This is a genomic window from Pseudomonas gozinkensis (genome assembly GCF_014863585.1).
In the GTDB taxonomy this organism is placed as follows: Bacteria; Pseudomonadota; Gammaproteobacteria; order Pseudomonadales; family Pseudomonadaceae; genus Aquipseudomonas; species Aquipseudomonas gozinkensis.
In genome coordinates this window covers 4,525,001-4,550,110 of sequence record NZ_CP062253.1, presented here as the reverse complement: position 1 = coordinate 4,550,110, position 25,110 = coordinate 4,525,001, and the positions used below count along the sequence as shown (strand labels likewise).

Below are 25,110 nucleotides of genomic sequence, written 5' to 3'. Positions count from 1 at the left end.
CTCCGCGTCCGCTTCGGAAGGGACGCGGAGCGTCCCGGGCTGCATTCCCACGCAGAGCGTGGGAACGATCATGACGGGGGGCGACTGGTGTTACGCGCCACTCAAGCCCTTGAGCAGCACATCCACATTGCCTTCCAGCTCTGCCACCGGATCCGCTGCATCGGTGCTCAGCACCAGCAGGTGACTGCCCGATTCGACAATTGCCGCTTTTACCGCGTCCGACGGCTGCCGATGGTGCAGCACCACTGCCACGTCATTGTCTTTCAGGGTCGCGGTCAGTTTTTTCAGATCCTCCGGCGTCCACTCGGCATCCGGTCGCGCGTCTTGTCCGATCAATTCCAGATTCAGGCTGCCGATCAGGTAGCCGAAGTGATCGCTCAGGCTCATCACGCTCAGGTTGTCGGCACTGGCCAGACGCGCCTCGCTGTCGGCACTGAGTTTCAGCAGGCGTTGTTTCAGCGCCGCCAGATTGGCCTCGATTTTCGGTTTGTCCTTCGGTGCCAGACGCACCAGATCAGCCGCCATCACGTCGGCCATGCGCCCCATGTTGTTGCTCGCCAGCCACGGCTGGCTGTTCAGGCCGTCGACCTTGAGCCCCGGTTGCACGGCAATGCCCGGCAGGGCGCCGTCCACCGGACGAGCCGCGTCGACCTCGACGATGCGGATGTTGCTGCGGCGGGCGATCGGGTACAGCGGATCATCGGCCCACAGCGAGCGCACGCCGATCACCGCATCGGCGCCGGTGGCCAGTTTGCTCAGCTCAGGGGCGCCGCGACCGGTGAAGTAGGCGGTCTGGCGACTGCCCGGCAGGTTGGCCGGTGCTGCGCGTTCGAGGTGGATCTCGGTCCCCTTGAGCAGGACTTCGCCCAGACCGTAGGTGATCGGCAACGAGGCCAGCACTCGCAGCGGTTTCTCGGCAGCCAGCAGAGGGCTCGAAACCGCGCCGCTGAGGGCGATGGCCAGGGTCAGTTTTCGTAGTGAAAAAGCCATTTATCCAAGGTTCCCTTTCAGACTGGGGACGACGCCCCGGGCAATCGCGGCGAGGGCGAAGGCGATACCGGCGACCAGAATGATCGCGGCGCCGGACGGAATCGGCAGGTCGAACACGATCGGCGCGAGAATCCCGCACAGCGTGCTGACCGTGGCGATCAGCACCGAACACCAGAAAAAGCCTTTGAGCGACTGGCTGAGCAGACGTGCTGCCGCCGCCGGAATCACCAGCAGCGCACCGACCAGAATCGCACCGATGACTTTCACTGCCGCGACGGTGATCAGCGTCACCAGAATCACGAACAGGTAATCCAGGGTCTTCACCGCGACGCCGCGCACCGCCGCCAGCTGCGGGTTGAAGCTGGCCAGCATGATCCGGTTGTACAGCGGCAGGGCCAATGCCATGACCAGTGAGCCGACAATCGCCAGCACCAGCAGGTCATTACCGTTGACCGTCAGTACCGAGCCGAACAGCACGTTTTCCAGAATGTGCACGTTGATCTTGCCCGCCAGAATCAGCAGCAGGCTGGCGCCCAGAGCGAGGGACACCGACAGGAACACGCCGATCAAAGTGTCGGGTGCCAGACCAGTACGGTTGCGCAGGTAGTTGAGCAGTATGCCGAACAGCAGGCAGTAACCGAACAGGCTGCCGTAAGGCCCGGTGTAGGGTTCGCCGAGCAGGATGCCGATGGCCACGCCGGTCAGCGCCGCGTGGCCCACCGCCTCGGAGAAAAACGCGAAGCGCTTGACCACCACCAGCGTGCCGAGGCCACCCAGTACCGGGCCGATCAACAGGCCGGCGAGCAGGGCGTTGACCACAAACCCGTAGGCCAGGGCTTCCGGCAGGTAACCGGAGGAGGCCCATCCTTGCACCATCAAACGAAAGGCTTCGTAACTCATCAGGCAGCGCTCCGTGGATGGGTCGAGAACAGGGTCAGCAGGCGGTCCGGGGTCAGGGCCTGTTGCGGCGTGGCGTCGAACAGCACCCGGCGGTTGAGGCCGGTGACGCGATCGGCCAGGCGCCCGACCGCTTCCAGATCGTGCTCGATCCATAGCACAGTGATGCCCGCCGCGCGCCAATCACCCAGCAAGCGCTCGAACACCTGGATCCCGGCCTCGTCGAGGGCTGACATCGGCTCGTCCAGCACCAGCAATTGCGGGGCCGGAATCAGGCCCTGAGCGAGCAGCACCCGCTGGCGCTCACCGCCGGACAGTGCGCCCATCCGGCGTTTGCGCTTGTCCTGCATGCCGACCCGTTCCAGCGCTTCGCCGATGGCGCCGGCGTAGTGTTTGCTTAGCCCGAGAAACGCGGGGCGACGCTGGCACATGGCGGCCATGAAATCGTCGACGGTCATCGGCAGGCCGCGATCGAACTCCAGCGCCTGCGGCACGTAACCGATGGTGCCGGGTTCGCCGGGCCATTGCAGACTGAGCCGGCCCTGATGGGGCATTTGCCCGAGCAGGGTCTTGATCAGCGAACTCTTGCCGCCGCCGTTGGGGCCGACCAGCGCATGCACGCTGCCGGGCTGAACTTGAAAGGCGACCTTGTCCAGAATCGTCGTGCGGCCGAGGGTCAGGCTGACGTCGGCGAAATCCAGGGTCGGGCCTGATACTTGTGGGAGCGAGCTTGCTCGCGAATGCGGTTTCTCATCCAACGGCGACGTTGACTGAATGGACGCTTTCGCGAGCAGGCTCGCTCCCACAGGGAGTTCGATTTCTTTTGAAGTCATGCGCCGGACTCCTGAATCGCTCGAACCACAGTATTGAGGTTGCCGGTCATTTCCTTTTCGTATTTGTCGGCGGTGTATTCGCCGTAGGAAATGTGTGACAGCGGATACAGCTTCACGCCGGATTCGCGCTGGATGGTTTCGACGTATGTGGACGGGAAGTCCATCTCGGAGAAGATCACCTTCACGTCCAGCTCCCGCAGTTGGTCGATGGTTTTCTTCAACTGGCTCGGGCTCGGCTCGATGCCGTGGGCCGGCTCGACCACCGCCGTCACTTCCAGGCCGAATTCGCGCAGCAGGTAGTCATAAGCGGCGTGCACCGTGGCCACCCGCAGTTCGGCGTTCGGTGCCTGGGTCAGCTTGGCCAGGGCGTCGGCGCGCATCTGCCGCAGGCGTTTGCCATAAGCGCGGGCGTTCTGGGTGTAGGTCTTGGCGTTCTCCGGGTCAAGCTTGCCCAGTTCCCGGGCGATGTTGTTGACCTGGGCAATCGAGGCGCTGATCGACAGGAACGTGTGCGGGTTCACCACTTTGCCGGCACCGCGCGCGGCCACCCCGGTGGCGGCCAGCAGCGGTACGTTTTCGTTGGCTTCGATGGTCTTGATGTTCGGCGTTTCGCTGGCGGCGATCATGCGGTCAGCGAAGTCGTCATGACCGACCCCGTTGAGCACGATCACATCCAGCCCGCTGATGCGCTTGATGTCTTCGGCGCGGGGCTCGTAGGCGTGCGGGTTGAAGCCGGCGGGAATCAGCGGCACGACCTCGGCCTTGTCACCGACGATGTTCGCCACATAGCTGTAATACGGATGCAGGGTGATGCCGATGCGCAGGCGTTTGGCCTGATCGGCGCTGGCCAGCGGGCTCAGCAGGCAGGCGCACAGGCCGATCAGCAGCAGGCGCAGGAAAGGACGGCGTTGAGATGAACTAGGCATGGGCAAGCGGTCTTCTCTCGAATGAAGGCGAGGGTTCAATGACGATGTTCGCGGGTCACCCCGGCATCGAATTGCGCGACGATCTGTTTCCAGCCGGCGGCGCTCAGCGCTGCGTCGGACAGGTCTGTCGGCGCTTGCAGGTCGGTGGCGCGGTTGAGCCAGATGTCCGGCGCGGCGTCGTTCAGGCGCATCAGAAACGAACCGGCCACAGCCGGTGCCTGGCTGTGGCCGAAGTAGGCGCGGTCGGCCAGCAGTTGCCAGGCATGACCGCCACGACTGACCGAGCTGGCGTCCCGGGCAAACGGGGCGAAGCCTTCGTCCGCCAGATTCTGCGGCGTGGGCAGTGCCTGCTGTTCTTCGCGCAGCAGGTGGATCTCATCGAGGGTCACCCGCAAGTCGGCATAGATGCCTTGCTCGCTGGCGCCGAGATCGCGGCGGGCGTCCAGTTGATGGCTGGAAACCGGCTCCGGTTCGTGGGAGACGCCGCGCCATGCGACTACCGATCCGGCGACCGCGAGGATCAACAGGCACATCAGCAGCACATTGAGGGTTTCGTGCCCGGCACCGGCCGGGCGTACAACCTGGGTGGTCGGCGTGGTCATGGGGCTTCGATATCCGCTTGGTCGATTTCGACCACGTGGCCGGGACCTGCGTCGAACAACACGTAGAACTCGGCGCCGGGTTTCTTGAAGGTCAGGGTCGAATCGGCGCCAAGCTTGCCCGGCACCAGGATGGTTTCGTCGTAACCGATCACGTCGAGGGTCACCCCCGGTGCGCCGCTGCCGTCGGAGAAGCCGCCGGTGCATTTGATCTGCTCGGCGTCGATGGCCTTGCACTCGCACATCGGGTTGTGGGCCAGGGCGTTGGCACTGAAACCGGCACACAGCACCAGCATCAGGCTACTCAGGCGCAGGCGGGAAAAGCGTCGGGCGAGCGTCATGGTTTGGCTCCTTGTTTGTTCAGCCAGGCGATGGTGGCGGGGGAGGCCTGGCTCAGGGGGATCGAGGCCTGATGCATGCTGCCGTCCCAGCCTTCCATGGTGATCCACAGTTCGGCGTCGGTTCGGGTCTTCTCCGGAATCGGCAACTGGGTGCCCATGCGATACGGCGTGCCGAAGAAGATCACCCCGGCGGCGCGCAGGCTGCGCGGTTTGCCGATGCGCAGGTAGGTGGCCTTGACCTGATCGATGCAGGCATCGCACAACGCGACGTTGAAGCTTTTCATATGGCCGGCAGGCCCGGCGGGGCGGGGCGCCTCGTCACGGAATTCGGCCATGCGCAGGCTCCAGGGCCCGACCTGGATTTCGCCGACTTCGCGTTCGCCCAGGCCAGTGTCGCCGCGAAACAGCGACTGGTCCGCAAAGTACCGGGGCATGAAGCCCAACGGGATCAACAGCAGCAGCACGTTGATGTGGAAGCGCCACTTGTGCCAGAACAGGCTCAGACGTGAAGGGCGGGTTGCAACGTTGGACTGGCTCACAGGTTGACCTCCGACGGTTCACGGTTCAGGGCCGGTTGCGCCTTGACGCGTTGCTTCTTGTGCTCGCGCTTGAGGGCGTTGGCGGTGGCCAGTGCGGTGCGTTTGGTCCAGATCAGCAGTCCGCTGAGCACCATCATGCTCAGCAACAGCCCGAAGAAGAACCAGATCAGCTTGATCCACAGCCCGCCGAAGTCACCGGTGTGCAACGGCCGCATGGATTCGGTGACGAACTCCAGCGACGTGCGGTCGGACAGCAGGCGCGAGGCAGCGATTTCGCCGTTGTACGGGTTGATCGTTGCGCGTTGATACATCAGCGGATACCAGCCGCGCCCCCCGATATCGAGATGGCTGTAGGCGTTGCCCGGCAGGCTGACGTAGCTGGTTTCCAGCCCGGGGATTTTCTGCTGGGCGATCTCGATCGCGCGATCGAGGCTGATCTGCGGGGCTGGTGAACCGTCCGCCGAGAGGGGCACGCTCTCACGGGACATGGCCGGGATCACCGGTTCGCTCGAGATGGAAATATGGTTGTCGGCCAGCAGTGCCTGAATCAGGAACCAGGTGCCGGTGATGGAAATCACCGCGATGAACCAGATCGACCAGATGCCGCTGAGGCGGTGAAAGTCGCCCCAGAAAATCCGTGCGCCGTGGCGGAGTCGCAAGGTCGGGCTGAAAAAACCTTTCCAGAAGCGCTTGTACACCACCAGACCGGTCACCAGCGAGGCGAGCATGGGCAGGCCGAGGATCGACACCAGGTACCAGCCCCAGCTGTAGCCATTGGTGAAGGGCACCAGCCACCAGCCGTGCAGGGCGCGGGTGAAACCCTGGAAATTGAACGCCGGGGCTTCGCCCTGAATCACACCCGTGTACGGATTGACGTAGACCGTCAGCGAACGTCCGTCGGGATAGCTGACGCGCACATCGAGAGCAAAGTGCGATTCATCGGGGCGGTCGATCTCTTGCACGACCGTTTGCGGCTCGGCTTTCTTGATGGCCGCGATGATCTGGTCGTAGCTGAGCAGCGGCGCATCGTCCGACGGCGCGCTGGCGCGTATTTGCGGGTTGGCCAGCCAGACGATTTCCTGGCTGACCACCGCCAGGGTGCCGGTGACGCAGACGATCAGAACAAAAAACCAGATCGGCAACGCCAGCCAGCTGTGTACCAGGAACCACAGTTTCGAGCGGGATTTCTTCGACATGATGACGGGTCTTGATTCAGTGAGAGGGAGCGGTACTACGGGCTTCGCAGCACGGGAGTCCCTGAAAGGCCGGTCGTGGCTTTTGCCTACGCGACCGGCCCGCATCTCTATAAGACGGATGAGCGAAGCAAATCCCGATAAACGATATGAAAGTAAATGTTTCGCGATTGCATGTTGCTGTCGCGTAGACAGATTCTGTGGGGGAGGCGAAGCAGTCCGACGGCGCATGCCGCCGGATTGAAGGAGGGAGATCAGCGGAGAAAGTCGAGCACGTCGGCCAGCAACAATTCGGGCACTTCTTCGGCGAGGTAATGCCCGGCTGGCAGGGCCTTGCCCCGTACGTCGGTGGCCACCTGTTGCCATTCCTTGAGCGGATCGAAGCACCGACCGACGGTGCCCTCGGCGCCCCACAGCACCAGCAACGGCAGGTTCAGGTGACGACCGGCCGCGAGATCGGCTCGATCATGTTCCAGGTCGATGCCGGCACTGGCGCGGTAATCCTCGCAGATCCCCCGAGCACTGCCGGGACGTTCCAGGCAACGCCGATATTCGCTGAATGCCTCTTCGGTGAAGGGCGCGAGCCCGGCACTGCGGCTGCCCATGACACTGCGCAGATAACCTTCGGGATCGGCTTCGATCAGGGTTTCCGGCAACGGCGCCGGGCGGATCAGGAAGAACCAGTGCCAGTAAGCCCGGGCAAAGGCTTCGTTGGTCTGGCTGTACATCGCCAGCGTCGGCGCGATGTCGAGCAGGACCATGCGCTGCACGACGGCGGGATGATCGAGCGCCAGGCGATGGGCGACCCGGGCGCCACGGTCGTGGGCAAGGATCGAGAACTGTTCGAAGCCCAGCGCTTTCATCAACTCCACGCCGTCGCGGGCCATCTCGCGCTTGGAGTAATTGAGGTGAGCCTCATCGGCCGGCGGGCGACTGCTATCGCCATAACCGCGCAGGTCGGCGGCGACTACCGTGAAGTGCTCCGCCAGTTGCCCGGCGATCTTGTGCCAGATGACGTGGGTCTGCGGGTGCCCGTGCAACAGCAGCAGGCCCGGGCCGCTGCCTTTGATGCGGTAGCTGATGTCCACGCCGTTGACATGGCGCTGGTCTTTGACGAATCCGGCAAACATCGGACGATCCTTTATTCAGGCGGGTGGCCTGCATCCTGAGATCGCCGGGCGCTCATGACAAGGCACGAAGCGTGGTTCGACGGTTCATGAATCGTGTTGCCCATTCCCGCGCTGCGCGGGAATGGGCACTCGGCGTTTCTAACCCTGCTGAAACATCTCCTTCGCCCGCTGCTCGATCTGCTCCTGGGTCAGGTCCTCCTTGCGCGTGGCCAGGAACCACAGATGCCCGTACGGATCCTTCAACGTGCCGCTGCGGTCGCCGTAGAACTGATCCTTGACCTCGGACACCGAAGTCGCGCCGGCATCCAGCGCACGCTGGAAGGATTTGTCGACATCGGTCACGTACAGATGCAGACCGACCGACACGGCTGTGTCCGGATTGCTCAACGGCCCTTGATCGCACGGCGAGCCGAGCATGATCGCGCTGTCGCCGATGCGCAGTTCGGCGTGGCCGATGCCGCCGTCGGGCATGCTCAGGCGCATGACTTCGGTAGCACCGAACGCTTTTTTATAGAAATCGATGGCTTCGGCAGCTTTGTGAATGCCGAGGTACGGGGTAATGCTGTGATACCCCTCGGGAATGGGTTTGACGCTCATGGCGGTGCTCCCTGTTATCTGTTGCCTGGTTTTTATTAGAGGTTGAAGGTGTGCCTTCGCCGGGGTTGCCGGTCGCTCAACTATAGATCCGTGCCGCCGCCATGGCCGAGTAGCCGACGAGCAGCCACCGCACTGTTCAGCCATCGACAGTGAAGCAACAGAATGCGCGGGTTTTCATCGCCGCAAACCCTGAAAGTCCGCTGCAACCCCCGAAAAACAAGGCCTGTCAGTCAGGCACAGAAGCTGCAATGACCCGGTACAACACCGATACCGAGAGTCATCCATGTCTGAATCTGCCGTTTATCCGATCAACCCGCCCGCCGCCCACCGGATCGCCGACGACGCCGAAGCCTTGCGCGTGGCCGCACAGGTCGCCGCCGTCTTGCAGGAACACGCCGCCGAGCGTGACCGCAGCCGCGCAGTGCCCGCCGAGATCGTCGATCTGTATTCCAACAGTGGCCTGTGGGGCATCACCGTGCCGAAGGAATACGGCGGCGCGCAGGTGTCCTGTGCGGTGCTGGCGCAGGTGATCGCGATCATTTCCACCGCCGATCCGTCCCTCGGACAAATCCCGCAAAACCATTACTGCCTGCTCGAAGACATCCGCCTGCAAGGCACCCCGGCGCAGCAGGCGCATTTCTTTGAACTGGCGCTGCGAGGTCATCGCTTTGCCAATGCGCTGTCGGAAACCGGCGGCAAGAATGTGCAGGACATTCAGGCGACCATCCGTCGTTATGGCGACGGTTATGTGATCAATGGCCGCAAGGGTTACTGCACCGGCTCGCTCTACGCCCACTGGCTGGCGGTGCTGGCGCTGGATGAAGAACAGAAGGGGCAGTTGGCGTTCGTCGAGCGCGGCACGAAAGGGCTGGTGATCGTCGATGACTGGGACAGCATCGGCCAGCGCACCACGTCCAGCGGCACGGTGCTGGCGCAGGATTTACAGGTGGCACCGTTCAATCTGTTTCCGACGTACCGTTCCTACGAGAGCCCGACCCTGGCCGGGCCGTTCGCCCAGTTGACCACCGCTGCCATCGACGCCGGCATCGCCCGGGCAGCCTTGCGCGATACCGTGGAATTTGTCCGCCAGTTCGCCCGGCCATGGATCGATGCGGGTGTGGAAAAGGCCAGCGAAGATCCGCTGACGATCATTCAGATCGGCGCGCTGGAAATCCGTCTGGAAGCCGCCGAAGCCTTGCTCGAACGCGCCGGTTGGGCACTCGACGCCGCTCGCCCGACACCTGATGAAGACAACGTCGCGCTGGCCTCCCTGGCCGTGGCCAAGGCCAAAGTGCTGACCACCGAAATCGCTATCGAAGCCAGCAACAAACTGTTCGAACTCGGTGGCACCCGTTCGACCCTGAAGAAGCACAACTTCGATCGCCACTGGCGCAACGCTCGGGTCCATACCCTGCATGATCCGGTGCGCTGGAAGTACCACGTGGTCGGCAACTGGCTGCTCAACGGCGTCAAACCACCGCGCCACGACTGGTCCTGATCATGGCCGAGTGGTTCAAACATATTTACTGGGCCGACATCGCCCAGGCCTGTCTCGACACCCTGAGCATGCTCGGCGCGGCGCTGCTGTTCACGGTGTTGCTGGGCCTGCCGCTGGGGCTGCTGCTGTTTCTCACCGGCAAGCGCCAGTTGCATGAAACGGTCGGCCTGTACCGGGTGCTGTCGGTGATCGTGAACATGCTGCGTTCGCTGCCGTTCATCATCTTGCTGATCGTGCTGATTCCGTTGACCACGTTGCTGGTGGGCACCTCGCTGGGCGTGCCCGGGACCATTCCGCCGCTGGTGGTCGGTTGCACTCCGTTCTTTGCACGGCTGGTGGAAACCGCGTTGCGCGAAGTCGATCGCGGCGTGGTCGAGGCGACCCCGGCGATGGGCGCCAACACCTGGCAGATCATCCGCCACACCCTGTTGCCGGAGGCCCGTGGCGGGTTGCTGGCGGCGGTGACGGTCACCGCCATCGTGCTGGTGGATTACACGGCGATGGCCGGCGTGATCGGTGGCGGCGGGCTCGGCGACCTGGCAATCCGCTACGGCTATCAGCGCTTTCAGACCGACGTGATGGTGGTCACCGTGGTGTTGCTACTGATTCTGGTGCAGGCCCTGCAAATGACCGGCGACCGCCTGGTGGCGCATTACAGCCGACGCTGAACAAAAAAAATTCAACCCAAAAAGGCCCCACGTTCACCCCACGACGGCCACTCACATCTGCCTTGGAGCACAGCATGAAAAAGACCCTGGCCGTACTGGCTGCCGTTCTGTCGTTCGGCGCCCATGCCAACGAAAAACTGATCGTCGGTGCCACCCCGGTGCCGCACGCGGAAATCCTCGAGTTCGTCAAACCGACCCTGGCCAAGGAAGGGGTGGATCTGGACATCAAGGTCTTCACCGACTTCATCCAGCCCAACCAGCAACTGGCGCTGAAAAACCTCGACGCCAATTACTACCAGTACCGGCCGTTTCTCGATGATTTCAACAAGACTCGCCACACCGATCTGGTGCCGGTGGTCGGCGTGCACATCGAACCTTTCGGCGCTTACTCGACCAAGATCAAGAACATCTCGCAGCTGAAGGACGGCGCCAGCGTTTCGATCCCCAACGACCCGGTAAACACCGGTCGCGCCCTGGTGCTGCTGCACGAGGCGGGGCTGATCAAGCTCAAGGATCCGAGCAACACGCTGGCCACCCAGCGCGACATCGTCGAAAACCCCAAGCACCTGAAAATCCGTGAACTGGAAGGCGCGTTGCTGGCGCGTTCGGTGAGTCAGGTCGACCTGGCGTTCGTGTTCGCCAACTACGCGCTGGAAGCCGGGATCGACACCAACAGCGCGCTGATCGTCGAGAAGGGCAAGAGCCTGTACATCGAGTTTCTGGTCGCGCGTCCCGACAACATCAACGACCCGGGCCTGCAGAAACTGGCCAAGGCGTTGAATTCCGATGAAGTGCGTCAGTTCATTCTGACCCGCTACAAAGGGCAGATTGCGCCGGGCTTCTGATGGAGCGAATTGAGGGTTCCCATGGCATGGGAGCCCTCACTTGGGAACGTCGAGAAAGTGCGCCCCCGGCCCTTGTTCGCCCAGCACATCACCCTGATTGCGCAGCGGGCAGGCTTCCATCGACAGGCAGCCGCAACCGATGCAACCGGTCAGCCGGTCCCGCAGCAGCATCAACTGATTGATCCGCTCGTCCAGCTCCCGCCGCCACTGCTCCGACAACACTTTCCAGTCCGCCGCCGTTGGCGCGCGGTTGTCCGGCAACTGTTTAAGTGCCTCGCCGATCTCCGCCAGCGGAATCCCCAGCCGTTGCGCTACTTTGATCAGCGCCACCCGCCGCAGCACTTCCCGTGGATAACGGCGCTGATTGCCGGCATTGCGCTGACTCTTGATCAACCCCTTGGACTCGTAAAAGTGCAGGGCGGTGACTGCCACACCGCTGCGGGCCGCGACTTCGCCGACGGTCAGTTGCTTGTGCACATTTTCCGCAGTGATCATTTGCAAATTGCCCCTTGACCTCTAGTTAAGTCGAGGTTTTACCCTGCAGGCCTTCGAATCGCAAGATTCGTCTGACAGAGTGGGGATGTCATGCAAGCACCAGCGAAAAACCGCAGCTTTACCCAATTGATCGAATTTGAAATCGAACCCGGCCAGCAACCGGCGCTGGTCTCGGCGCTGGCGGTGCAGACCGAACGTCTGGCCCAGCGTTACTCAGGCTTCGTCAGCGCCAGCGTCCAGGCCAGCGACGACGGTCGGCGAGTGTTGAGCTTTCTGCAATGGCAGTCCCGCGAGGCGGGGGAGGCGGCGTTTCAGAGTTTCGAAACCGGCGAGCAGGATTTCTGGCAACTGATCCGCACCCATCAGGCGCGCACCGTGACCTTCGGTTCATTTCAGGTGCTGAGCAGCATTGCCCGCAGTCATGACGACGGCTTGCACTGCCAACTGGTCGGCTAGATCGACAGCTGGATCAAGCGCTCGCCCTGCAGGTTCTCCGTGGGCCGGCGCTTGTTCACCGCCAGTTCGCCGATCTTGATCAGCCGCGTGCGGGTGACGTTGCGGCTCAGGCCGAGCAAAGACGCGGTGTGCACCTGGTTGTAATGGCAGAAGCGATAGGCCGCGCGCAGTAATGCGTCTTCGACCTTCTCATGCAGGGCGCCGGCCTGTTGCTCGAAGAGTTTCTGGAAGGCGCGTTCCAGCAGCGCTTCCGGTGAGTCGTCGGCGGTCGCGTGCTGATCGTCGGGACGATCAATGCGCAGGTTCGACAGGCGCAGATCATCGCGTTCGATCACGCCGTTACGGCAGATCAACAGCGTGTGATGGATGACGTTTTCCAGTTCGCGGATGTTGCCCGGCCAGCTGTAGCCGCGCAGTTTGTGTTCGGCGCCGGGGCTGATGGTGATGCGTCCGTAACCCAGGCGCTGACTGTAGGCTTCGATGAAGTGCCGGGTCAGCGGCAGGATGTCGCCGGGCCGATCACGCAACGGGCTCAGTTCCAGATTGACCACGTTCAGCCGGTAATACAGATCCTCACGAAAATGCCCGGCGTTGATGGCTTTCTCCAGTTGCACGTTGGTTGCCGCCAGCACTCGCACATCGATGGGAATGCTCTTGCGCGAACCCAGGCGCACCACTTCACGCTCCTGCAAGACCCGCAGCAATTTGACCTGGATCGCCATCGGCAGATCGCCGATTTCATCGAGGAACAAGGTGCCGCCATCCGCCTCTTCAAACCATCCGGCCTTGGCGCTGAGGGCGCCGGTGAAGGCGCCTTTTTCGTGGCCGAACAGTTCGGCTTCCACCAGCGATTCGGAAAACGCCCCGCAGTTGACCGCAATGAACGGCCGGTTGCGCCGGTTGCTCAGGTTATGGATATGCCGCGCTACCAACTCTTTGCCGGTGCCGGTTTCGCCGATGATCAGCACACTGGCTTCGCTCGGCGCGACCTGTTGCAAATGCGCGAGCAGGGCCTGGGATTTCGGGTCTTCGAACACTTGGGCAGTGGCGCGAATTGATGTGGCCAGGGCGGGTGAGGGCGGCAGGGTCAGCAGTTGCATGGGTCTCGCTCCACGAAAGGAAATCAGGAATAGAACGTCGGCACCGGCAGGGACTGGTTCAGCGCCCAGTCGCCCAGCTCGTGGAGTTTGTAATCCAGCGGGTCGTGCAGGGTTTGCGTGCGCAGGTTTCGCCAGTGCCGGTCGAGGCGCAGCGATGCGTGGGTCGAACGGGCGCCGGTGACTTCGAACAGTCGGCTACAAATCTCCAGGCCCTGGCGACTGGCGGCGACCTTGGCCGTGGCAATCGCCGTGGCCAGATGGCCGCGCTCTTCGGCGCTGAGGTTCGGGCCTTTGTTCCACGCCTCGTCGAGCAACGTGGCTGCGCGTTCCACCAGCAGGCGGATGCCTTCGAGGGCAACCCAGAATTCGCCGTAATGGGCCAGCACATAAGGATCTTCACGCACCTCGCGCACCGAAGATTTGTGCCAGACACGGGTTTCACTCAGGGTGTATTGCCGCGCTTCTTCAAAGGCCCCTTCGGCGATGCCGAGAAACATATGGGTGAACGTCAGCTGTGCGATCAACGGGCGCAAACAGGCGAACGGTGTGCTCAACGGGCCCGGATCCAGCAGCAGTTCCGATTCTTCGACCCGCACCCGTTCGAACGTGGCGCTGCCGCTGTCGGTCTGGCGCTGGCCGATGTTGTTCCAGTCGTTGTGCAGGGTGATGCCGCTGCGGCCGCTGGGGATCGCCGCGATCAGCAGTTTGCCGCCGTTGCTTTCGTCCACCGCCGAGGCGATCAGCATCTGTGAATCGCTGGCGCCGGAGCAGAAGCTCTTCTTGCCGGAAAACTCGCGCCAGCCGCCGAGATCCTTGACCACGGTGCGGGTGTCCAGCGGGTTGAGCGCGTTGCCCCAGAACCAGTTCTGCCGCGCAGTCTGTTCGAACCACGGTTGCCATTGTTCCGGGCGGGAAAACAACCGGACGGTGGCGAGCATCAAATGATGAAAACCGAAGACGTGGGCGATCGAGCTGTCGACCTTGGCGAATTCGCGCACGACTTTCAGGGTTTCACTCCAGCGTGCGCCGAGGCCGCCGTAGCGGGTGGGAATGCTCAAGGCCAGCAGACCGCTGTCGCGCAGGGCGTCACGTTCGGCTTTCGGCGTGCCGCCGCGTTCGTCGCGCTCGACGGCGGTCAGGGCAAATTCGGCGGCCAATTGGCGGGCGGTCTGCAACGGGGAGAGCAGGGTGCTTTGCGGTTTGGCAGTCACTCGGTCTTCCTCAGGCGCTGGCTTTGGCGGGCAGTACATCGTTGGCGATCATTTCGCCGAACGGCCCGGTGAGGTTGGTGACACCGCGTCCGGCCAGACTTGCATATGGCTCGGGCAACAACGGGAACACCAGCTCGGCAAAGCGGTAGGCCTCTTCGAGGTGCGGGTAGCCGGAGAAGATGAAGCTCTCGATGCCCAGATCCGCGTATTCCTTGATTCGTGCCGCCACTTGCTGCGGGTCGCCCACCAGCGCAGTACCGGCTCCGCCGCGCACCAGGCCGACGCCGGCCCACAGGTTGGGGGCGATTTCCAGATTGTCGCGGCGCCCGTCGTGCAGGGCGGCCATGCGCCGCTGGCCTTCGGAATCGAAGCGGGAAAAGGATTTCTGCGCGGCCTCGATGGTTTCGTCGCTGATGTGCTCGATCAGTTTGTCGGCGGCGTTCCAGGCTTCTTCGGCGGTCTCGCGCACGATCACGTGCAGGCGAATGCCGAACTTCACTTTGCGCCCGTGACGGGCTGCGCGTTCACGCACGTCGGCGAGTTTCTCGGCGACGGCGGCCGGTGGTTCACCCCAGGTCAGGTACACGTCGACCTGCTCGGCGGCCAGATCGTGGGCGGCGTCGGAGGAACCGCCGAAGTACAGCGGCGGATAGGGTTTCTGCACCGGCGGATACAGCGCCTTGGCGTTCTGCACCTTCAGGTGTTTGCCTTCGAAATCCACCGCTTCGCCTTGCAACACCCGACGCCAGATCTTGAGGAATTCGTCGGTGACTTCGTAGCGTTCGCTGTGGCTGAGGAAGCTGCCGTCACCACGGTTTTCGTCCGGGTCGCCGCCGGTCACGACGTTGATCAGCAGACGACCGTTGGACAACCGATCAAGGGTGGCGGCCATGCGCGCCGAAACGGTCGGCGAGATGATCCCCGGACGGATCGCCACCAGATAACGCAGGCGTTCGGTCAGCGGTACCAGCGCCGAGGCGATCACCCACGAGTCTTCGCAGGAACGCCCGGTGGGAATCAGCACGCCGTGGTAGCCGAGGCTGTCGGCGGCCTGCGCAACCTGTTTCAGGTAATTGAGGGTGACCGGGCGCGCGCCTTGGGTGGTGCCCAGATAGTGACCGTCGCCGTGGGTCGGCAGGAACCAGAAAACATCCATGAACAGCTCCTTAAGCGATTTTCAGCAACGGTTTGAGGTGAGTACCGAACAGCGGCGCGGCGCGTTCGGCGGCCAGACGGATGCGCGCTTTTAGCGGTTCGCTGGTGATCTGGTAGTCGGCGAAATCGGCTTCGGTGGCGTATACGCCGATTGGAAGTGTCACGGCCTGGAAGAAACTGAACAGCGGGCGCAACTGGTGATCGAGGACCAACGCATGGCGTTCGCTGCCACCAGTGGCGGCGAGCAGCACAGGCGTGTCGATCAGCGCATTCAGGTCGATCAGGTCGAACAAATGCTTGAGCAGTCCCGGATAGGAGCCGCGATACACCGGCGCCGCGACGATCAGCAGATCAGCCTGTTCGATGGCTTGCAGCTCGGCTTCGATCTCGGCCGGCAGTTCTTGACGGGACAGTGCGCCGCCCAGCGGGCGGGCGATGTCACCCAGTTCGATCAGGTGACTCTCGACCGGCAGGTGCCCGGACAATTCGGCCAGCAGGGCCTGGGTCAGCACCAGGGTGCGCGATGGACGCCAGGTTCCGCCGGACAGGGCGACGACTTTCAATGGACGCGACATGGTCAGTTCCTTTTTCAACAGTTGCTCGGCGAGCAGTGAGTAGTCACCGGAGCAGAGCAAGCGCTGTACCAATTCCTGTAAGGCCCGTATTCCGGGGCTTTGAGCGTTGAGGGTGGCTGTGCTCGTGTGACTTTCAGGCGGGTTTGTTGAACCGCTGTTGCCTGGGAAACAGTTGCTGGAGCAACAGTGCCGAACGCGATGAAGGATTTATAAAGGCTGACTTTTATTCCGTAAAAGACTGTTAATTGATATTGATAGGTCTTTTGAGAATATTAAGGGTGAATCCTGCCCGAATTCTGATAGCCACTATTGAGAGCGTTGATTTCTGCCAAAGCGTGCCCGGGCGTAGCCTTTCTCCATCGACCCACACTGCTCGCCAGGACGCTCCCATGAATCGTTTACTGACTGTTTCCCTGATGCTCGCTGTCTCTGTTCTCGCCGGTTGCGCGAGCCACGTTTCCCCGGAACTGCGCCCTTACACGGCGGAAGAAACCCGCGAGCTGGCCCTCGAAACCTTGAACCGTCGTAGCCTCTCGTTCGAGGAATATCATGCGAAAAAAGCCGAATTGCTCGGCCAGCCGCAGAAGGCATTCGGTTTCGACAACAAGGGTGAAATGAGCGCCGAACGTGCCGTACAGCTGCACGGTCGTCCTAGCTGATCCGGAACTGTACTGCTCGAAGTTTTACCCAACTGTCCGTGGGTTTGCGCGGCGCCGTGGGATAGGGTCAACACCTGAATGACCCTGACGGACTGCCTGCCATGACCCTCTCGCTCGACCTGCTGCTGGGCTTTGCCCTGTTTGCCCTTGTCACCTCGATTACACCGGGACCGAACAACACCATGTTGCTGGCATCGGGCGTGAATTTCGGCTTTAACCGCACCATCCCCCATATGCTTGGCATTACCTGCGGCTTCTTCGTGCTGGTGGTGGCGGTGGGTTTTGGCCTCGGCGCGGTGTTCCAGACTTATCCAATTCTTTATACGGTCCTGCGTTACGTCGGTGCGGCGTACTTGCTGTACCTGGCGTGGAAAATCGCCCATTCCGGCCCGGTCGGCGACAGCGAGCAGGGCGAGGCGAAACCGATCAGCTATCTCGGCGCGGCGGCTTTCCAGTGGGTCAATCCCAAGGCGTGGATCATGGCCATCGGTGCCATCAGCACATACACGCCGATGCAGGGTTATTTCACCAACGTGATCGTGATTGCGGCGGTGTTCGCCATCATCAACCTGCCGAGCGTCGGCGTCTGGGCGGCGTGCGGGACCTTGCTGCGCAACGTGCTCAAGGATCGCCGCTGGTTGCGGGTGTTCAACTGGGGCATGGCGGCGCTGCTGGTGATTTCGCTGTATCCGTTACTCCTTGAAAGCTTTAGCTGACGCAGTGCTACAACCGCCGGCCCGATGCCTGTTAAAGTCGCGTTCAGGAGCGTTCCTACGCACTTTTAAATGAAGTTGTTCTTCTTTAACGGCATCCGATCAGGTATTGATGACGCTCTCGAACCCGGACGCAGCTCACAAGGCTGCGTCGTGCCGTTTGTAGACACGAGCTTCCTGATCCCGGAACACGCTCTGCGAGTCTTTTTATGAACACACGTCCGCTGTATTTCGATTACGCCGCCACCACTCCGGTGGACGAGCGGGTCATCCAGGTGATGATCGAGTGTCTGGGTTTCAACGGTAACTTCGGCAACCCGGCCTCCAGTTCCCACGCCTTCGGCCAGCAGGCCCGGCAAACGGTCGAGAACGCTCGTCGGCAAGTCGCCGAACTGGTCGGCGCCCAGGCGCAGCAGATCGTCTGGACCTCCGGCGCAACTGAATCCAACAACCTCGCCCTCAAAGGCGTGGCCCAGGCCCGTGGTGTGTCCGGCGGCCACATCATCACCAGTCAGATCGAACACAAGGCCATCCTCGACACTGCCCGGCAATTGCAGGACGCCGGTGTCGCCGTGACCTATCTGGTGCCGGACGCCGAAGGTTTGATCACCCCGCAAGCGGTCAGCGAAGCGATGCGCGATGACACCTTTCTGGTGTCGCTGATGCTGGTCAACAATGAACTCGGCACCGTCAACGACATCCCGGCCATCGGCGAAGTGGTGCGTGGGCGTGGGGCGTTGTTCCATGTCGATGCGGCCCAGGGCGCCGGCAAGGTCGCGATCGATCTGGCGCAGTGGCCGGTGGACCTGATGTCGTTCTCGGCACACAAGCTCTACGGTCCCAAAGGTATTGGTGCGTTGTACGTCGGCCCGCGTGCGCAACAACGTTTGCAGGCGCAGATTCACGGAGGCGGTCACGAGGGCGGTTTGCGTTCCGGTACGCTGGCCACTCACCAGATCGCGGCCATGGGCTCGGCGTTTGCCCTGGCTGCCGAAGCGTTTCATGACGAGAAGAAAACCATCGTCGCGCTGCGCGAGCGACTGCTCGAACAACTCTTGAGCCTGCCCGGCGTGCGCCTCAACGGCAGTTCCACCCAACGTATCCCGCACACCTTGAGCCTGACCTTCAGCGAAGGCGAGTTCAACCCGGCGGCGCTGAGCCATTCGATCGCGTTTTCCGCGACTTCGGCCTGCAATTCCGCGAGCAACACACCGTCCCACGTGTTGCTGGCATTGGGGCACGACGCCCATTTGGCGGGACGCACGATTCGCCTGAGTCTCGGCCGTTTCACCACCGCCGAAGACATCGACAAGGCTGTAGATCTGATCAAGACCGCCTGCGCCAGTGCTCCGGCATTCTGGGCGACAGGGCTTTAACGAGCCGGCTTCGAACGGCACCGAACAATAACGATGAAGTGATTGGCAGGAGACATGATGAGTACCCAGACTTTGACCGAAGGAACGGTTCCCCAGCGCCTCGCGCACACCCGTGAACTGATGCGTCGCGAAGGTATCCACGCGTTGCTGGTGCTGTCCGCCGACCCGCACCTGTCGGAATACTTGCCGGGTTACTGGCAGGGCCGGCAATGGCTGTCGGGTTTTCATGGCTCGGTCGGCACGTTGATTGTGACCACCGATTTCGCCGGGGTCTGGGCCGACAGTCGCTACTGGGAACAGGCGACCAAGGAACTCAAGGGCAGCGGCATCGAACTGGTGAAACTGCAACCGGGTCAGCCGAGCCCGCTGGACTGGCTGGCCGAGCAGACACCGGAAGGTGGCGTGGTCGCGGTCGACGGCGCAGTGATGGCCGTCGCATCGGCGCGTACGCTGGGCAGCAAGCTCGAAGCGCGGGGCGCCAGTCTGCGTACCGACATCGATTTGTTGAAAGAAGTCTGGAGCGATCGCCCGGCGCTGCCGAATGCGCCGATCTACCAACACCTGCCACCGCAGGCGACGGTCAGCCGTGGCGAGAAACTCGCCAAGCTGCGTGAGACCTTGCAGGAGCGGGGCGCCGATTGGCATTTCATCGCCACCCTCGACGACATCGCCTGGCTGTTCAACCTGCGCGGCGGCGATGTGTCGTTCAACCCGGTATTCGTTTCCTTCGCCCTGATCAGCCAGCAACAAGCCACGCTGTTTGTGGCACTGAGCAAGGTCGATGCAGAGTTGCGTGCCGTACTGGAAAAAGACGGCGTGACCTTGCGTGATTACAGCGAAGTCGCCGACGCATTGCGTGCGATTCCGAGTGGCGCGAGCCTGCTGGTGGATCCGGCGCGGGTTACCAGCGGTCTACTGGACAACCTCGACACTGGCGTGAAGCTGGTCGAAGGTCTGAACCCGACCACCCTGGCCAAATCGCAGAAGAGTCTGGCGGACGCCGGTCACATTCGTCAGGCGATGGAACAGGACGGCGCGGCGTTGTGCGAGTTTTTCACCTGGCTGGAATCGGCCTGGGGTCGCGAGCGCATTACCGAGCTGACCATTGACGAGAAACTCACGGCGGCCCGCGAGCGTCGCCCGGATTATGTGTCGCTGAGTTTCAACACCATTGCCGCGTTCAACGCCAACGGCGCGATGCCGCATTACCACGCCACCCCGGAAGAACACGCGGTGATCGAGGGTGATGGCCTGCTCCTGATCGACTCCGGCGGCCAATATCTAGGCGGCACTACCGACATCACGCGCATGGTGCCGGTTGGTACGCCGACGGATGAGCAGAAGCGCGATTGCACCCGCGTTCTGAAAGGCGTGATCGCCCTGTCGCGCGCGCGATTCCCGAAAGGCATTCTGTCGCCGCTGTTGGACGCGATTGCCCGTGCGCCGATCTGGGCCGAGAACGTGGATTACGGCCACGGCACCGGTCACGGCGTGGGTTACTTCCTCAATGTGCACGAAGGCCCGCAGGTGATTGCCTATCAGGCAGCGCCAGCGCCACAGACCGCCATGCAGCCGGGGATGATCACCTCCATCGAACCGGGTACTTATCGTCCGGGCCGTTGGGGCGTGCGTATCGAGAACCTGGCCATGAACGTTGAAGCAGGAAGCAGCGAGTTCGGCGAGTTCCTCAAGTTCGAAACGCTGACCCTGTGCCCGATCGACACTCGCTGCCTGGAACCGTCGTTGCTGACACAGGAAGAAAAGCAGTGGTTCAACGCCTATCACGCCGAGGTGCGCGAGCGTCTGAGCCCATTGCTTGATGGCGCGGCACTGGAATGGTTGAACACGCGTACTGCCGCTATCTGATCGGTTGAAGCTCGGGCGCTGCTGCCAGCGCCTGGGTCATGAAATCGACAAACGCGTTGACCCTGGCGGACTGGCGACGGTTCGCCGGGGACACGGCGTGAATCGGCAATGATCGGGTCTGGTAGTCCTGCAACAGGGCGATCACTCGACCGGCCTTCAAATCCTCGCTGAACAGCCAGACCGGTGACAGCGAAATTCCCAGTCCTCCCAAGACCATTTCGCGGATCGCTTCGGAGTTGTTGCTCTGGGCGTTGCCCTGGATGCGTACGTCGTGGTGTTGGCCATCCTTCTCGTAAGTCCACAGGTTCTGAGTGCTGAGCAGGTTGAATTGCAGGCAGTTGTGTTGCGCAAGATCCTGAGGTGATTGCGGGTGTCCGTGGCGTTGCAGGTAATCGGGCGTCGCCACTGTGAGTCGGTGGGTGGTACCGATGCGTCGGGCGATCATGCCGCTGTCATTCAAATCGCCGATGCGCAGGCTGACATCCAGGCCTTCGCTGACCAGATCCAGGTTCTGATCACTGAGTTGCAGGTCGACCTGCACCTGCGGAAAGCGCTGCAGAAATTCCGCCAATCGCGAGGCGATCTGCAAACGGCCGAAACTGACGGAGGAGCCTATCCGCAAGGGGCCGGCCACGGTTTCCCTGCCGGACTGGAAACTGTGCTCGGCGGCATCCACGGCAGCGAGGATATTTCGACATTCGTTGTAGTACCGCTGACCTTCATCGGTCAGTGACAGCTTGCGTGTACTGCGGGCAATCAGCTTGCCGCCCAATTGACTCTCAAGAGCGCGCAGGACTTTGCTGATGGTCGGCTGGGTGGTGTGCAGTTCCCGGGCAACGGCGGAGAAACTGCCGCGTTCGACCACCCTGACGAAGGTGGCCATTGCATTGAGCTTGTCCATGAAGCGCCTCATTCATGCCGATTTGGCATGCTCACTATAGTCATTTGATGTCTTATCGGCATGGATCTGCTGCGGGAACATGGCTTCACTTTCTCCCACAGGAATGACCGAAATGACTGACTCACTGAACATGAAAGCCCTGATAGTGGACACCGCTGATGGGCCGTTACGCTTGGTTTCCCTTGAACGGCCTGTAGCTGGGGCCGGGCAGGTATTGGTGCGGATCAAGGCCAGCGGCGTGAATCCGCTGGATCTGAAAATTCGTGCAGGGCAGGCCGCCCATGCCCGGCAACCGTTGCCAGCGGTGTTGGGACTGGATCTGGCGGGTGTGATCGAAGCGGTGGGTGAGGGCGTGCAGGATTGGGCGCCGGGCGATGAGGTGTTTGCGTTGGCCACGGGCATCGGCGGAGCGCAAGGTTCGCTGGCCGAGTTTGCAGTGGTGGACGCACGACTGTTGGCGCGTAAGCCTTTGAACCTGAGCCAGCGTGAGGCCGCGAGCCTGCCGCTGATACTGATCACGGCGTGGGAAGGCCTGGTGGATCGGGCTCGGGTGGGTGCGGGGCACAAAGTGTTGATTCATGGCGGTGCGGGTGGCGTCGGGCATGTGGCTGTACAACTGGCCCGTGCATTCGGTGCTGAAGTGTATGCAACGGGTTCTGCGGGACAACGCTCGATCATCGAGGGTTACGGTGCGACGTTCATTGATTATCGAGAGAACTCGGTGGAGGACTATGTCGCCGAGTTCACGGCGGGGGAGGGGTTCGACATTGTCTATGACACGGTCGGCGGCGAGACGCTGGATGCCTCCTTCAAAGCCGCACGGATCTATAGCGGACATGTGCTCAGTTGCCTGGGCTGGGGGCAGCACAGGCTTGCGCCGTTATCGTTTCGTGGGGCGACGTATTCAGGCGTGTTCACCTTGTTGCCGTTACTGACCGGCAAGGGCTGCGAGCATCATGGCGAGATTTTGCGACAGGCTGCCGCCCTGATTGAGTCCGGCCAGCTGCGACCGCTGCTGGATCCGCATCGGTTCACGCTGGAAACCGCCGGGGAGGCCCATGAGCTGCTGGCGACGAAAGCAGCTCAGGGGCGTTTGGTGGTGGAGATTTAGCGAAGAGCTTCCACCACGAAGTCGAGCCGGTCCTGACCGAAGAACAACTGGTTGTCGATGAATATGCTCGGCGCGCCGAAGACGCCACGCTTCACGGCGGTTTCGGTGTTGCCCTTGAGCGCAGCCTTGACTGTTTCATCGTTGGTCAATGCCAGTACCTCTTCAGGATTGAAGCCATGTTCGGTCAGCACGGCGGCGACTGTTGCCGGTTCATCGAGGGGACGGCCTTCAACCCACAGCGCTTTGAACAGGCAATCGATGAACGCCTGGAAGCGATCGGGATGACGCAGTTGAATGCCGGTGACTGCTCGCATCAATATCAGGGTATTGATCGGGAAATGCGGGTTGAATTTCAAAGGTACGCCGTAGCGTTTGGCGTAGCGGTCCAGGTCCTGAAACATGTAGCGACCTTTGGCCGGGATCATTGCCGGCGACGCATTGCCGGTGGCCTTGAACACGCCGCCCAGTAACATCGGAATGTAAATCAACTGGCTGCCGGTTTCGGCGCAGATTTTCGGCAGCTGGGTATACGCCAGGTAGGTGGCGGGGCTGCCGAGATCGAAATAGAACTCCACGGTTTTGCTCATGTTCGCTGCACTCTGTTTTTGTTATTGGGGGGATTACCAGCGTTCGTTCCACGGACGCAGATCCAGCTCGAACGTCCAGGCGTCCCGTGGCTGACTATGCAGATACCAATAGTTCTCGGCGATATGGTCGGGATTGAGAATACCGTCCTGGTCCTTGGTGGCATATTTCTCAGGGAAGTTGTCGCGGATGAAATCGGTATCGATGGCGCCATCGACCACGACGTGGGCGACATGGATGTTCATCGGGCCAAGCTCTCTGGCCATGCTTTGTGCCAGAGCGCGGATGCCATGTTTGGCCCCGGCGAATGCGGCAAAACCTGAGGCCCCGCGCAATCCGGCAGTCGCGCCGGTGAACAGGATAGTGCCGCGGCTACGGGTCACCATCCGTTTGGCTACTTCCCGGGCATTGAGAAAACCGGAGAAACAGGCCATTTCCCAAATCTTGAAATATTTGCGGGCGGTTTCTTCAAGGATGCTGCAGGGCACGTTGGCGCCGATGTTGAAAACGAATGTTTCAATCGGCCCGAGGCGGGTCTCGATATCTTCGATCAGTGCTATTACGTCTTCTTCCTTGCGTGCATCGCAGGCAAAGCCGTGGGCTTCACCACCGTCCGCCTGGATGGCTTCCACCAATGGCTGCAGTTTGTCGGTGCTGCGCCGAGTGACACATGCGATGAAACCTTCCTTGGCAAACCGCTTGGCGATGGCTCCGCCCGTGGCATCACCTGCGCCGACGACCAATACGACCTTCTTGTTATTCATGGGTAGATCTCTTTAGTAAACGATCGTTAAGTGAACGAACGTTATGCTAGGATTTGCTCAGCGTCAAGGCACTCAATTTTGAGGACAAATACATGCGGTACTCCGTCGGTCACAAGCTGGAAACCAAAGAAAAGCTTCTGCAAAGCAGCTCGCTGTCTGCGAAAAAAAACGGGTTTTCATCGATGGGCGTCGATGGCCTGATGAAGGCGATCGGCCTGAGTGGGGCGGCGTTCTACAGTCATTTTTCGTCCAAGGACGCTTTGTTCGCGGCTATCGTCGAGCGGGAGTTGTGCCAGAGTCTGGAGCGGCTGGGCGGGCAGGGTCCGCAGGATCGTGAACGGCTGGAGCGGTGCCTGAAACTGTATCTGAACATGGCCCATGTCGAGCAGCCTGAACTGGGCTGCGCATTACCCGCTCTGGGCGCCGAGATTGCGCGGTCGGACATTGTTGTGCGGGAACAGGCTGAGTTGTGGATTTGTAAGCTTCAGGAAAGTTGGGCGCAGATTCTGGAAAGCGACAGCCTGGCCTGGGCCATTCTGTCGCAGTGCGTCGGGGCGCTAGTGGTGGCGCGTATGCTTGCATCGCCCAGGATTCAGCAGCGGGTGTTGAACGCCTGTCACGAAGAGATTGGGCACCAGCTCGCCGCTTCGCGGGTGCAGTAGCGGCGATTGTTTATTTGCAGATGACGATCATGCTGCGACTGGTATAGCCGGCGGGGTTGAGGCCAAAGGGATAGTCGCCGGGCTCTTCCACGGTATCGCCTGATTTTGCGATGACCTTGTAGCCTTTCGGAGCGCAAGAGTTAGCGGCACTGGTGTAGCACTTGTCCCAAGAGGACGACAACCCCGAACAGTTGATGTGCAGCCCTTTCTTGCCATGTTTGACCTGGGTCTTCGATGTCGCCGCGCAGCCCGCGACGGCGAGTATGGCGATCAGTATCAAAATTCGTTTCATTACCGTCCTTATGGCGGCCTCGAGTCTGACGCTCGGGTCTGCCTGTATGCGCTCTCGCTTTAAGCGTTCCGATGTCCCTATCCGAAAAAATCCATGTCTGGCATTGGGTTGCGAGGCTAAACATGGCCTAAAT

At 61.6% G+C, this 25,110-nt stretch carries 29 protein-coding genes; 10 read left to right on the top strand and 19 right to left on the bottom strand.

The annotated features are described in order from the left end of the window. Window positions 1-90: 90 nt before the first annotated feature. The 10 genes from IHQ43_RS20170 to IHQ43_RS20125 all read right to left on the bottom strand — a co-directional run bounded on the left by IHQ43_RS20170 (window position 91) and on the right by IHQ43_RS20125 (window position 8,045). Window positions 91-990 (bottom strand): metal ABC transporter substrate-binding protein, encoded by a 900-nt coding sequence (locus IHQ43_RS20170; RefSeq protein WP_192561865.1) that lies wholly within the window; start codon window positions 988-990, stop codon window positions 91-93. Then, a complete protein-coding gene (locus IHQ43_RS20165) occupies window positions 991-1,890 on the bottom strand; it encodes a metal ABC transporter permease (protein ID WP_003226663.1) in 900 nt (299 codons plus the stop codon). It lies immediately after the preceding gene. Then, the gene (locus IHQ43_RS20160; protein ID WP_244142221.1) at window positions 1,890-2,720 is read right to left on the bottom strand and encodes a metal ABC transporter ATP-binding protein; all 831 of its coding nucleotides are present in this window, start codon (window positions 2,718-2,720) and stop codon (window positions 1,890-1,892) included. The genes IHQ43_RS20165 and IHQ43_RS20160 overlap by 1 nt, the downstream gene beginning before the upstream one ends. Continuing rightward, window positions 2,717-3,646 carry a metal ABC transporter substrate-binding protein gene (locus IHQ43_RS20155; RefSeq protein WP_192561864.1) on the bottom strand — a complete coding sequence of 310 codons (930 nt, stop codon included), beginning with the start codon at window positions 3,644-3,646 and terminating at the stop codon, window positions 2,717-2,719. The genes IHQ43_RS20160 and IHQ43_RS20155 overlap by 4 nt, the downstream gene beginning before the upstream one ends. Window positions 3,647-3,681: 35 nt before the next feature. Further along, window positions 3,682-4,248 (bottom strand): DUF6162 family protein, encoded by a 567-nt coding sequence (locus IHQ43_RS20150; RefSeq protein WP_192561863.1) that lies wholly within the window; start codon window positions 4,246-4,248, stop codon window positions 3,682-3,684. Next, window positions 4,245-4,586, bottom strand: coding sequence for a hypothetical protein (locus IHQ43_RS20145; protein WP_192561862.1), 342 nt, complete (start codon window positions 4,584-4,586; stop codon window positions 4,245-4,247). Before IHQ43_RS20145 ends, IHQ43_RS20150 begins: the two co-directional genes overlap by 4 nt. Then, window positions 4,583-5,125 carry a thiamine pyrophosphate-binding protein gene (locus IHQ43_RS20140; RefSeq protein ID WP_192561861.1) on the bottom strand — a complete coding sequence of 181 codons (543 nt, stop codon included), beginning with the start codon at window positions 5,123-5,125 and terminating at the stop codon, window positions 4,583-4,585. The genes IHQ43_RS20145 and IHQ43_RS20140 overlap by 4 nt, the downstream gene beginning before the upstream one ends. Next, window positions 5,122-6,321 carry a PepSY-associated TM helix domain-containing protein gene (locus tag IHQ43_RS20135; RefSeq protein WP_192561860.1) on the bottom strand — a complete coding sequence of 400 codons (1,200 nt, stop codon included), beginning with the start codon at window positions 6,319-6,321 and terminating at the stop codon, window positions 5,122-5,124. Before IHQ43_RS20135 ends, IHQ43_RS20140 begins: the two co-directional genes overlap by 4 nt. Before the next feature lie 251 nt (window positions 6,322-6,572). Next, complete coding sequence (locus IHQ43_RS20130; RefSeq protein WP_192561859.1) at window positions 6,573-7,448, bottom strand: alpha/beta fold hydrolase; 876 nt, start codon at window positions 7,446-7,448, stop codon at window positions 6,573-6,575. 138 nt (window positions 7,449-7,586) lie between these two features. Further along, window positions 7,587-8,045: a VOC family protein gene (locus tag IHQ43_RS20125; protein WP_192561858.1), complete on the bottom strand. Its 459-nt coding sequence runs from the start codon at window positions 8,043-8,045 to the stop codon at window positions 7,587-7,589. 283 nt (window positions 8,046-8,328) lie between these two features. Here IHQ43_RS20125 and IHQ43_RS20120 point away from each other — a divergent pair, with 283 nt between their 5' ends. The 3 genes from IHQ43_RS20120 to IHQ43_RS20110 all read left to right on the top strand — a co-directional run bounded on the left by IHQ43_RS20120 (window position 8,329) and on the right by IHQ43_RS20110 (window position 11,056). After that, complete coding sequence (locus IHQ43_RS20120; RefSeq protein ID WP_192561857.1) at window positions 8,329-9,543, top strand: SfnB family sulfur acquisition oxidoreductase; 1,215 nt, start codon at window positions 8,329-8,331, stop codon at window positions 9,541-9,543. Window positions 9,544-9,545: 2 nt separating this feature from the next. Beyond that, window positions 9,546-10,211 (top strand): methionine ABC transporter permease, encoded by a 666-nt coding sequence (locus tag IHQ43_RS20115; protein ID WP_192561856.1) that lies wholly within the window; start codon window positions 9,546-9,548, stop codon window positions 10,209-10,211. 74 nt (window positions 10,212-10,285) lie between these two features. Then, window positions 10,286-11,056, top strand: coding sequence for a MetQ/NlpA family ABC transporter substrate-binding protein (locus IHQ43_RS20110; protein WP_192561855.1), 771 nt, complete (start codon window positions 10,286-10,288; stop codon window positions 11,054-11,056). A gap of 36 nt (window positions 11,057-11,092) precedes the next feature. Here IHQ43_RS20110 and soxR read toward each other — a convergent pair whose 3' ends face one another. Beyond that, complete coding sequence (gene soxR, locus IHQ43_RS20105; RefSeq protein ID WP_007955822.1) at window positions 11,093-11,551, bottom strand: redox-sensitive transcriptional activator SoxR; 459 nt, start codon at window positions 11,549-11,551, stop codon at window positions 11,093-11,095. A 90-nt stretch (window positions 11,552-11,641) separates the two neighbouring features. Between soxR and IHQ43_RS20100 the strand changes: the two genes are divergently transcribed. Then, the gene (locus tag IHQ43_RS20100; protein WP_192561854.1) at window positions 11,642-12,007 is read left to right on the top strand and encodes an antibiotic biosynthesis monooxygenase; all 366 of its coding nucleotides are present in this window, start codon (window positions 11,642-11,644) and stop codon (window positions 12,005-12,007) included. On the opposite strand, the gene IHQ43_RS20095 is transcribed toward IHQ43_RS20100, so the two are convergent. From IHQ43_RS20095 to msuE, 4 genes are read right to left on the bottom strand one after another with little or no spacing between them, the layout of a single operon-like run. Next, window positions 12,004-13,107: a sigma-54 interaction domain-containing protein gene (locus IHQ43_RS20095; protein WP_007955824.1), complete on the bottom strand. Its 1,104-nt coding sequence runs from the start codon at window positions 13,105-13,107 to the stop codon at window positions 12,004-12,006. The genes IHQ43_RS20100 and IHQ43_RS20095 overlap by 4 nt on opposite strands. A gap of 23 nt (window positions 13,108-13,130) precedes the next feature. After that, the gene (locus IHQ43_RS20090) at window positions 13,131-14,318 is read right to left on the bottom strand and encodes an acyl-CoA dehydrogenase family protein (protein ID WP_192561853.1); all 1,188 of its coding nucleotides are present in this window, start codon (window positions 14,316-14,318) and stop codon (window positions 13,131-13,133) included. A 10-nt stretch (window positions 14,319-14,328) separates the two neighbouring features. Then, window positions 14,329-15,474 (bottom strand): FMNH2-dependent alkanesulfonate monooxygenase, encoded by a 1,146-nt coding sequence (gene ssuD / locus IHQ43_RS20085; RefSeq protein WP_192561852.1) that lies wholly within the window; start codon window positions 15,472-15,474, stop codon window positions 14,329-14,331. A 10-nt stretch (window positions 15,475-15,484) separates the two neighbouring features. Beyond that, a complete protein-coding gene (gene msuE / locus IHQ43_RS20080; RefSeq protein WP_192561851.1) occupies window positions 15,485-16,048 on the bottom strand; it encodes an FMN reductase in 564 nt (187 codons plus the stop codon). A 389-nt stretch (window positions 16,049-16,437) separates the two neighbouring features. Here msuE and IHQ43_RS20075 point away from each other — a divergent pair, with 389 nt between their 5' ends. From IHQ43_RS20075 to IHQ43_RS20060, 4 genes are all read left to right on the top strand, one after another. Next, the gene (locus IHQ43_RS20075; RefSeq protein ID WP_192561850.1) at window positions 16,438-16,707 is read left to right on the top strand and encodes a hypothetical protein; all 270 of its coding nucleotides are present in this window, start codon (window positions 16,438-16,440) and stop codon (window positions 16,705-16,707) included. A gap of 101 nt (window positions 16,708-16,808) precedes the next feature. Then, the gene (locus IHQ43_RS20070) at window positions 16,809-17,423 is read left to right on the top strand and encodes a LysE family translocator (protein WP_192561849.1); all 615 of its coding nucleotides are present in this window, start codon (window positions 16,809-16,811) and stop codon (window positions 17,421-17,423) included. A 206-nt stretch (window positions 17,424-17,629) separates the two neighbouring features. Beyond that, a complete protein-coding gene (locus IHQ43_RS20065) occupies window positions 17,630-18,796 on the top strand; it encodes an aminotransferase class V-fold PLP-dependent enzyme (RefSeq protein ID WP_192561848.1) in 1,167 nt (388 codons plus the stop codon). Between the two features lie 57 nt (window positions 18,797-18,853). Then, complete coding sequence (locus IHQ43_RS20060) at window positions 18,854-20,662, top strand: aminopeptidase P family protein (protein ID WP_192561847.1); 1,809 nt, start codon at window positions 18,854-18,856, stop codon at window positions 20,660-20,662. Here IHQ43_RS20060 and IHQ43_RS20055 read toward each other — a convergent pair. Then, the gene (locus IHQ43_RS20055; RefSeq protein WP_192561846.1) at window positions 20,655-21,563 is read right to left on the bottom strand and encodes a LysR family transcriptional regulator; all 909 of its coding nucleotides are present in this window, start codon (window positions 21,561-21,563) and stop codon (window positions 20,655-20,657) included. The two genes, IHQ43_RS20060 and IHQ43_RS20055, sit on opposite strands and share 8 nt — an antisense overlap. A 112-nt stretch (window positions 21,564-21,675) precedes the next feature. Between IHQ43_RS20055 and IHQ43_RS20050 the strand changes: the two genes are divergently transcribed. After that, window positions 21,676-22,674, top strand: a complete 999-nt coding sequence (locus tag IHQ43_RS20050; protein WP_192561845.1) for a zinc-dependent alcohol dehydrogenase family protein — start codon at window positions 21,676-21,678, stop codon at window positions 22,672-22,674. Here the strand turns inward: IHQ43_RS20050 and IHQ43_RS20045 are convergent. Together IHQ43_RS20045 and IHQ43_RS20040 are read right to left on the bottom strand one after the other, a co-directional pair. Next, window positions 22,671-23,261 carry a 2-hydroxychromene-2-carboxylate isomerase gene (locus IHQ43_RS20045; RefSeq protein ID WP_192561844.1) on the bottom strand — a complete coding sequence of 197 codons (591 nt, stop codon included), beginning with the start codon at window positions 23,259-23,261 and terminating at the stop codon, window positions 22,671-22,673. The genes IHQ43_RS20050 and IHQ43_RS20045 overlap by 4 nt on opposite strands. Before the next feature lie 33 nt (window positions 23,262-23,294). Beyond that, window positions 23,295-24,023, bottom strand: coding sequence for an SDR family oxidoreductase (locus tag IHQ43_RS20040; RefSeq protein WP_192561843.1), 729 nt, complete (start codon window positions 24,021-24,023; stop codon window positions 23,295-23,297). Between the two features lie 92 nt (window positions 24,024-24,115). On the opposite strand from IHQ43_RS20040, the gene IHQ43_RS20035 reads away from it, so the two are divergent. Beyond that, window positions 24,116-24,685 (top strand): TetR/AcrR family transcriptional regulator, encoded by a 570-nt coding sequence (locus IHQ43_RS20035; protein WP_192565034.1) that lies wholly within the window; start codon window positions 24,116-24,118, stop codon window positions 24,683-24,685. Between the two features lie 10 nt (window positions 24,686-24,695). Here IHQ43_RS20035 and IHQ43_RS20030 read toward each other — a convergent pair whose 3' ends face one another. Then, window positions 24,696-24,977 (bottom strand): hypothetical protein, encoded by a 282-nt coding sequence (locus IHQ43_RS20030; protein WP_085683360.1) that lies wholly within the window; start codon window positions 24,975-24,977, stop codon window positions 24,696-24,698. Window positions 24,978-25,110: the final 133 nt, after the last annotated feature.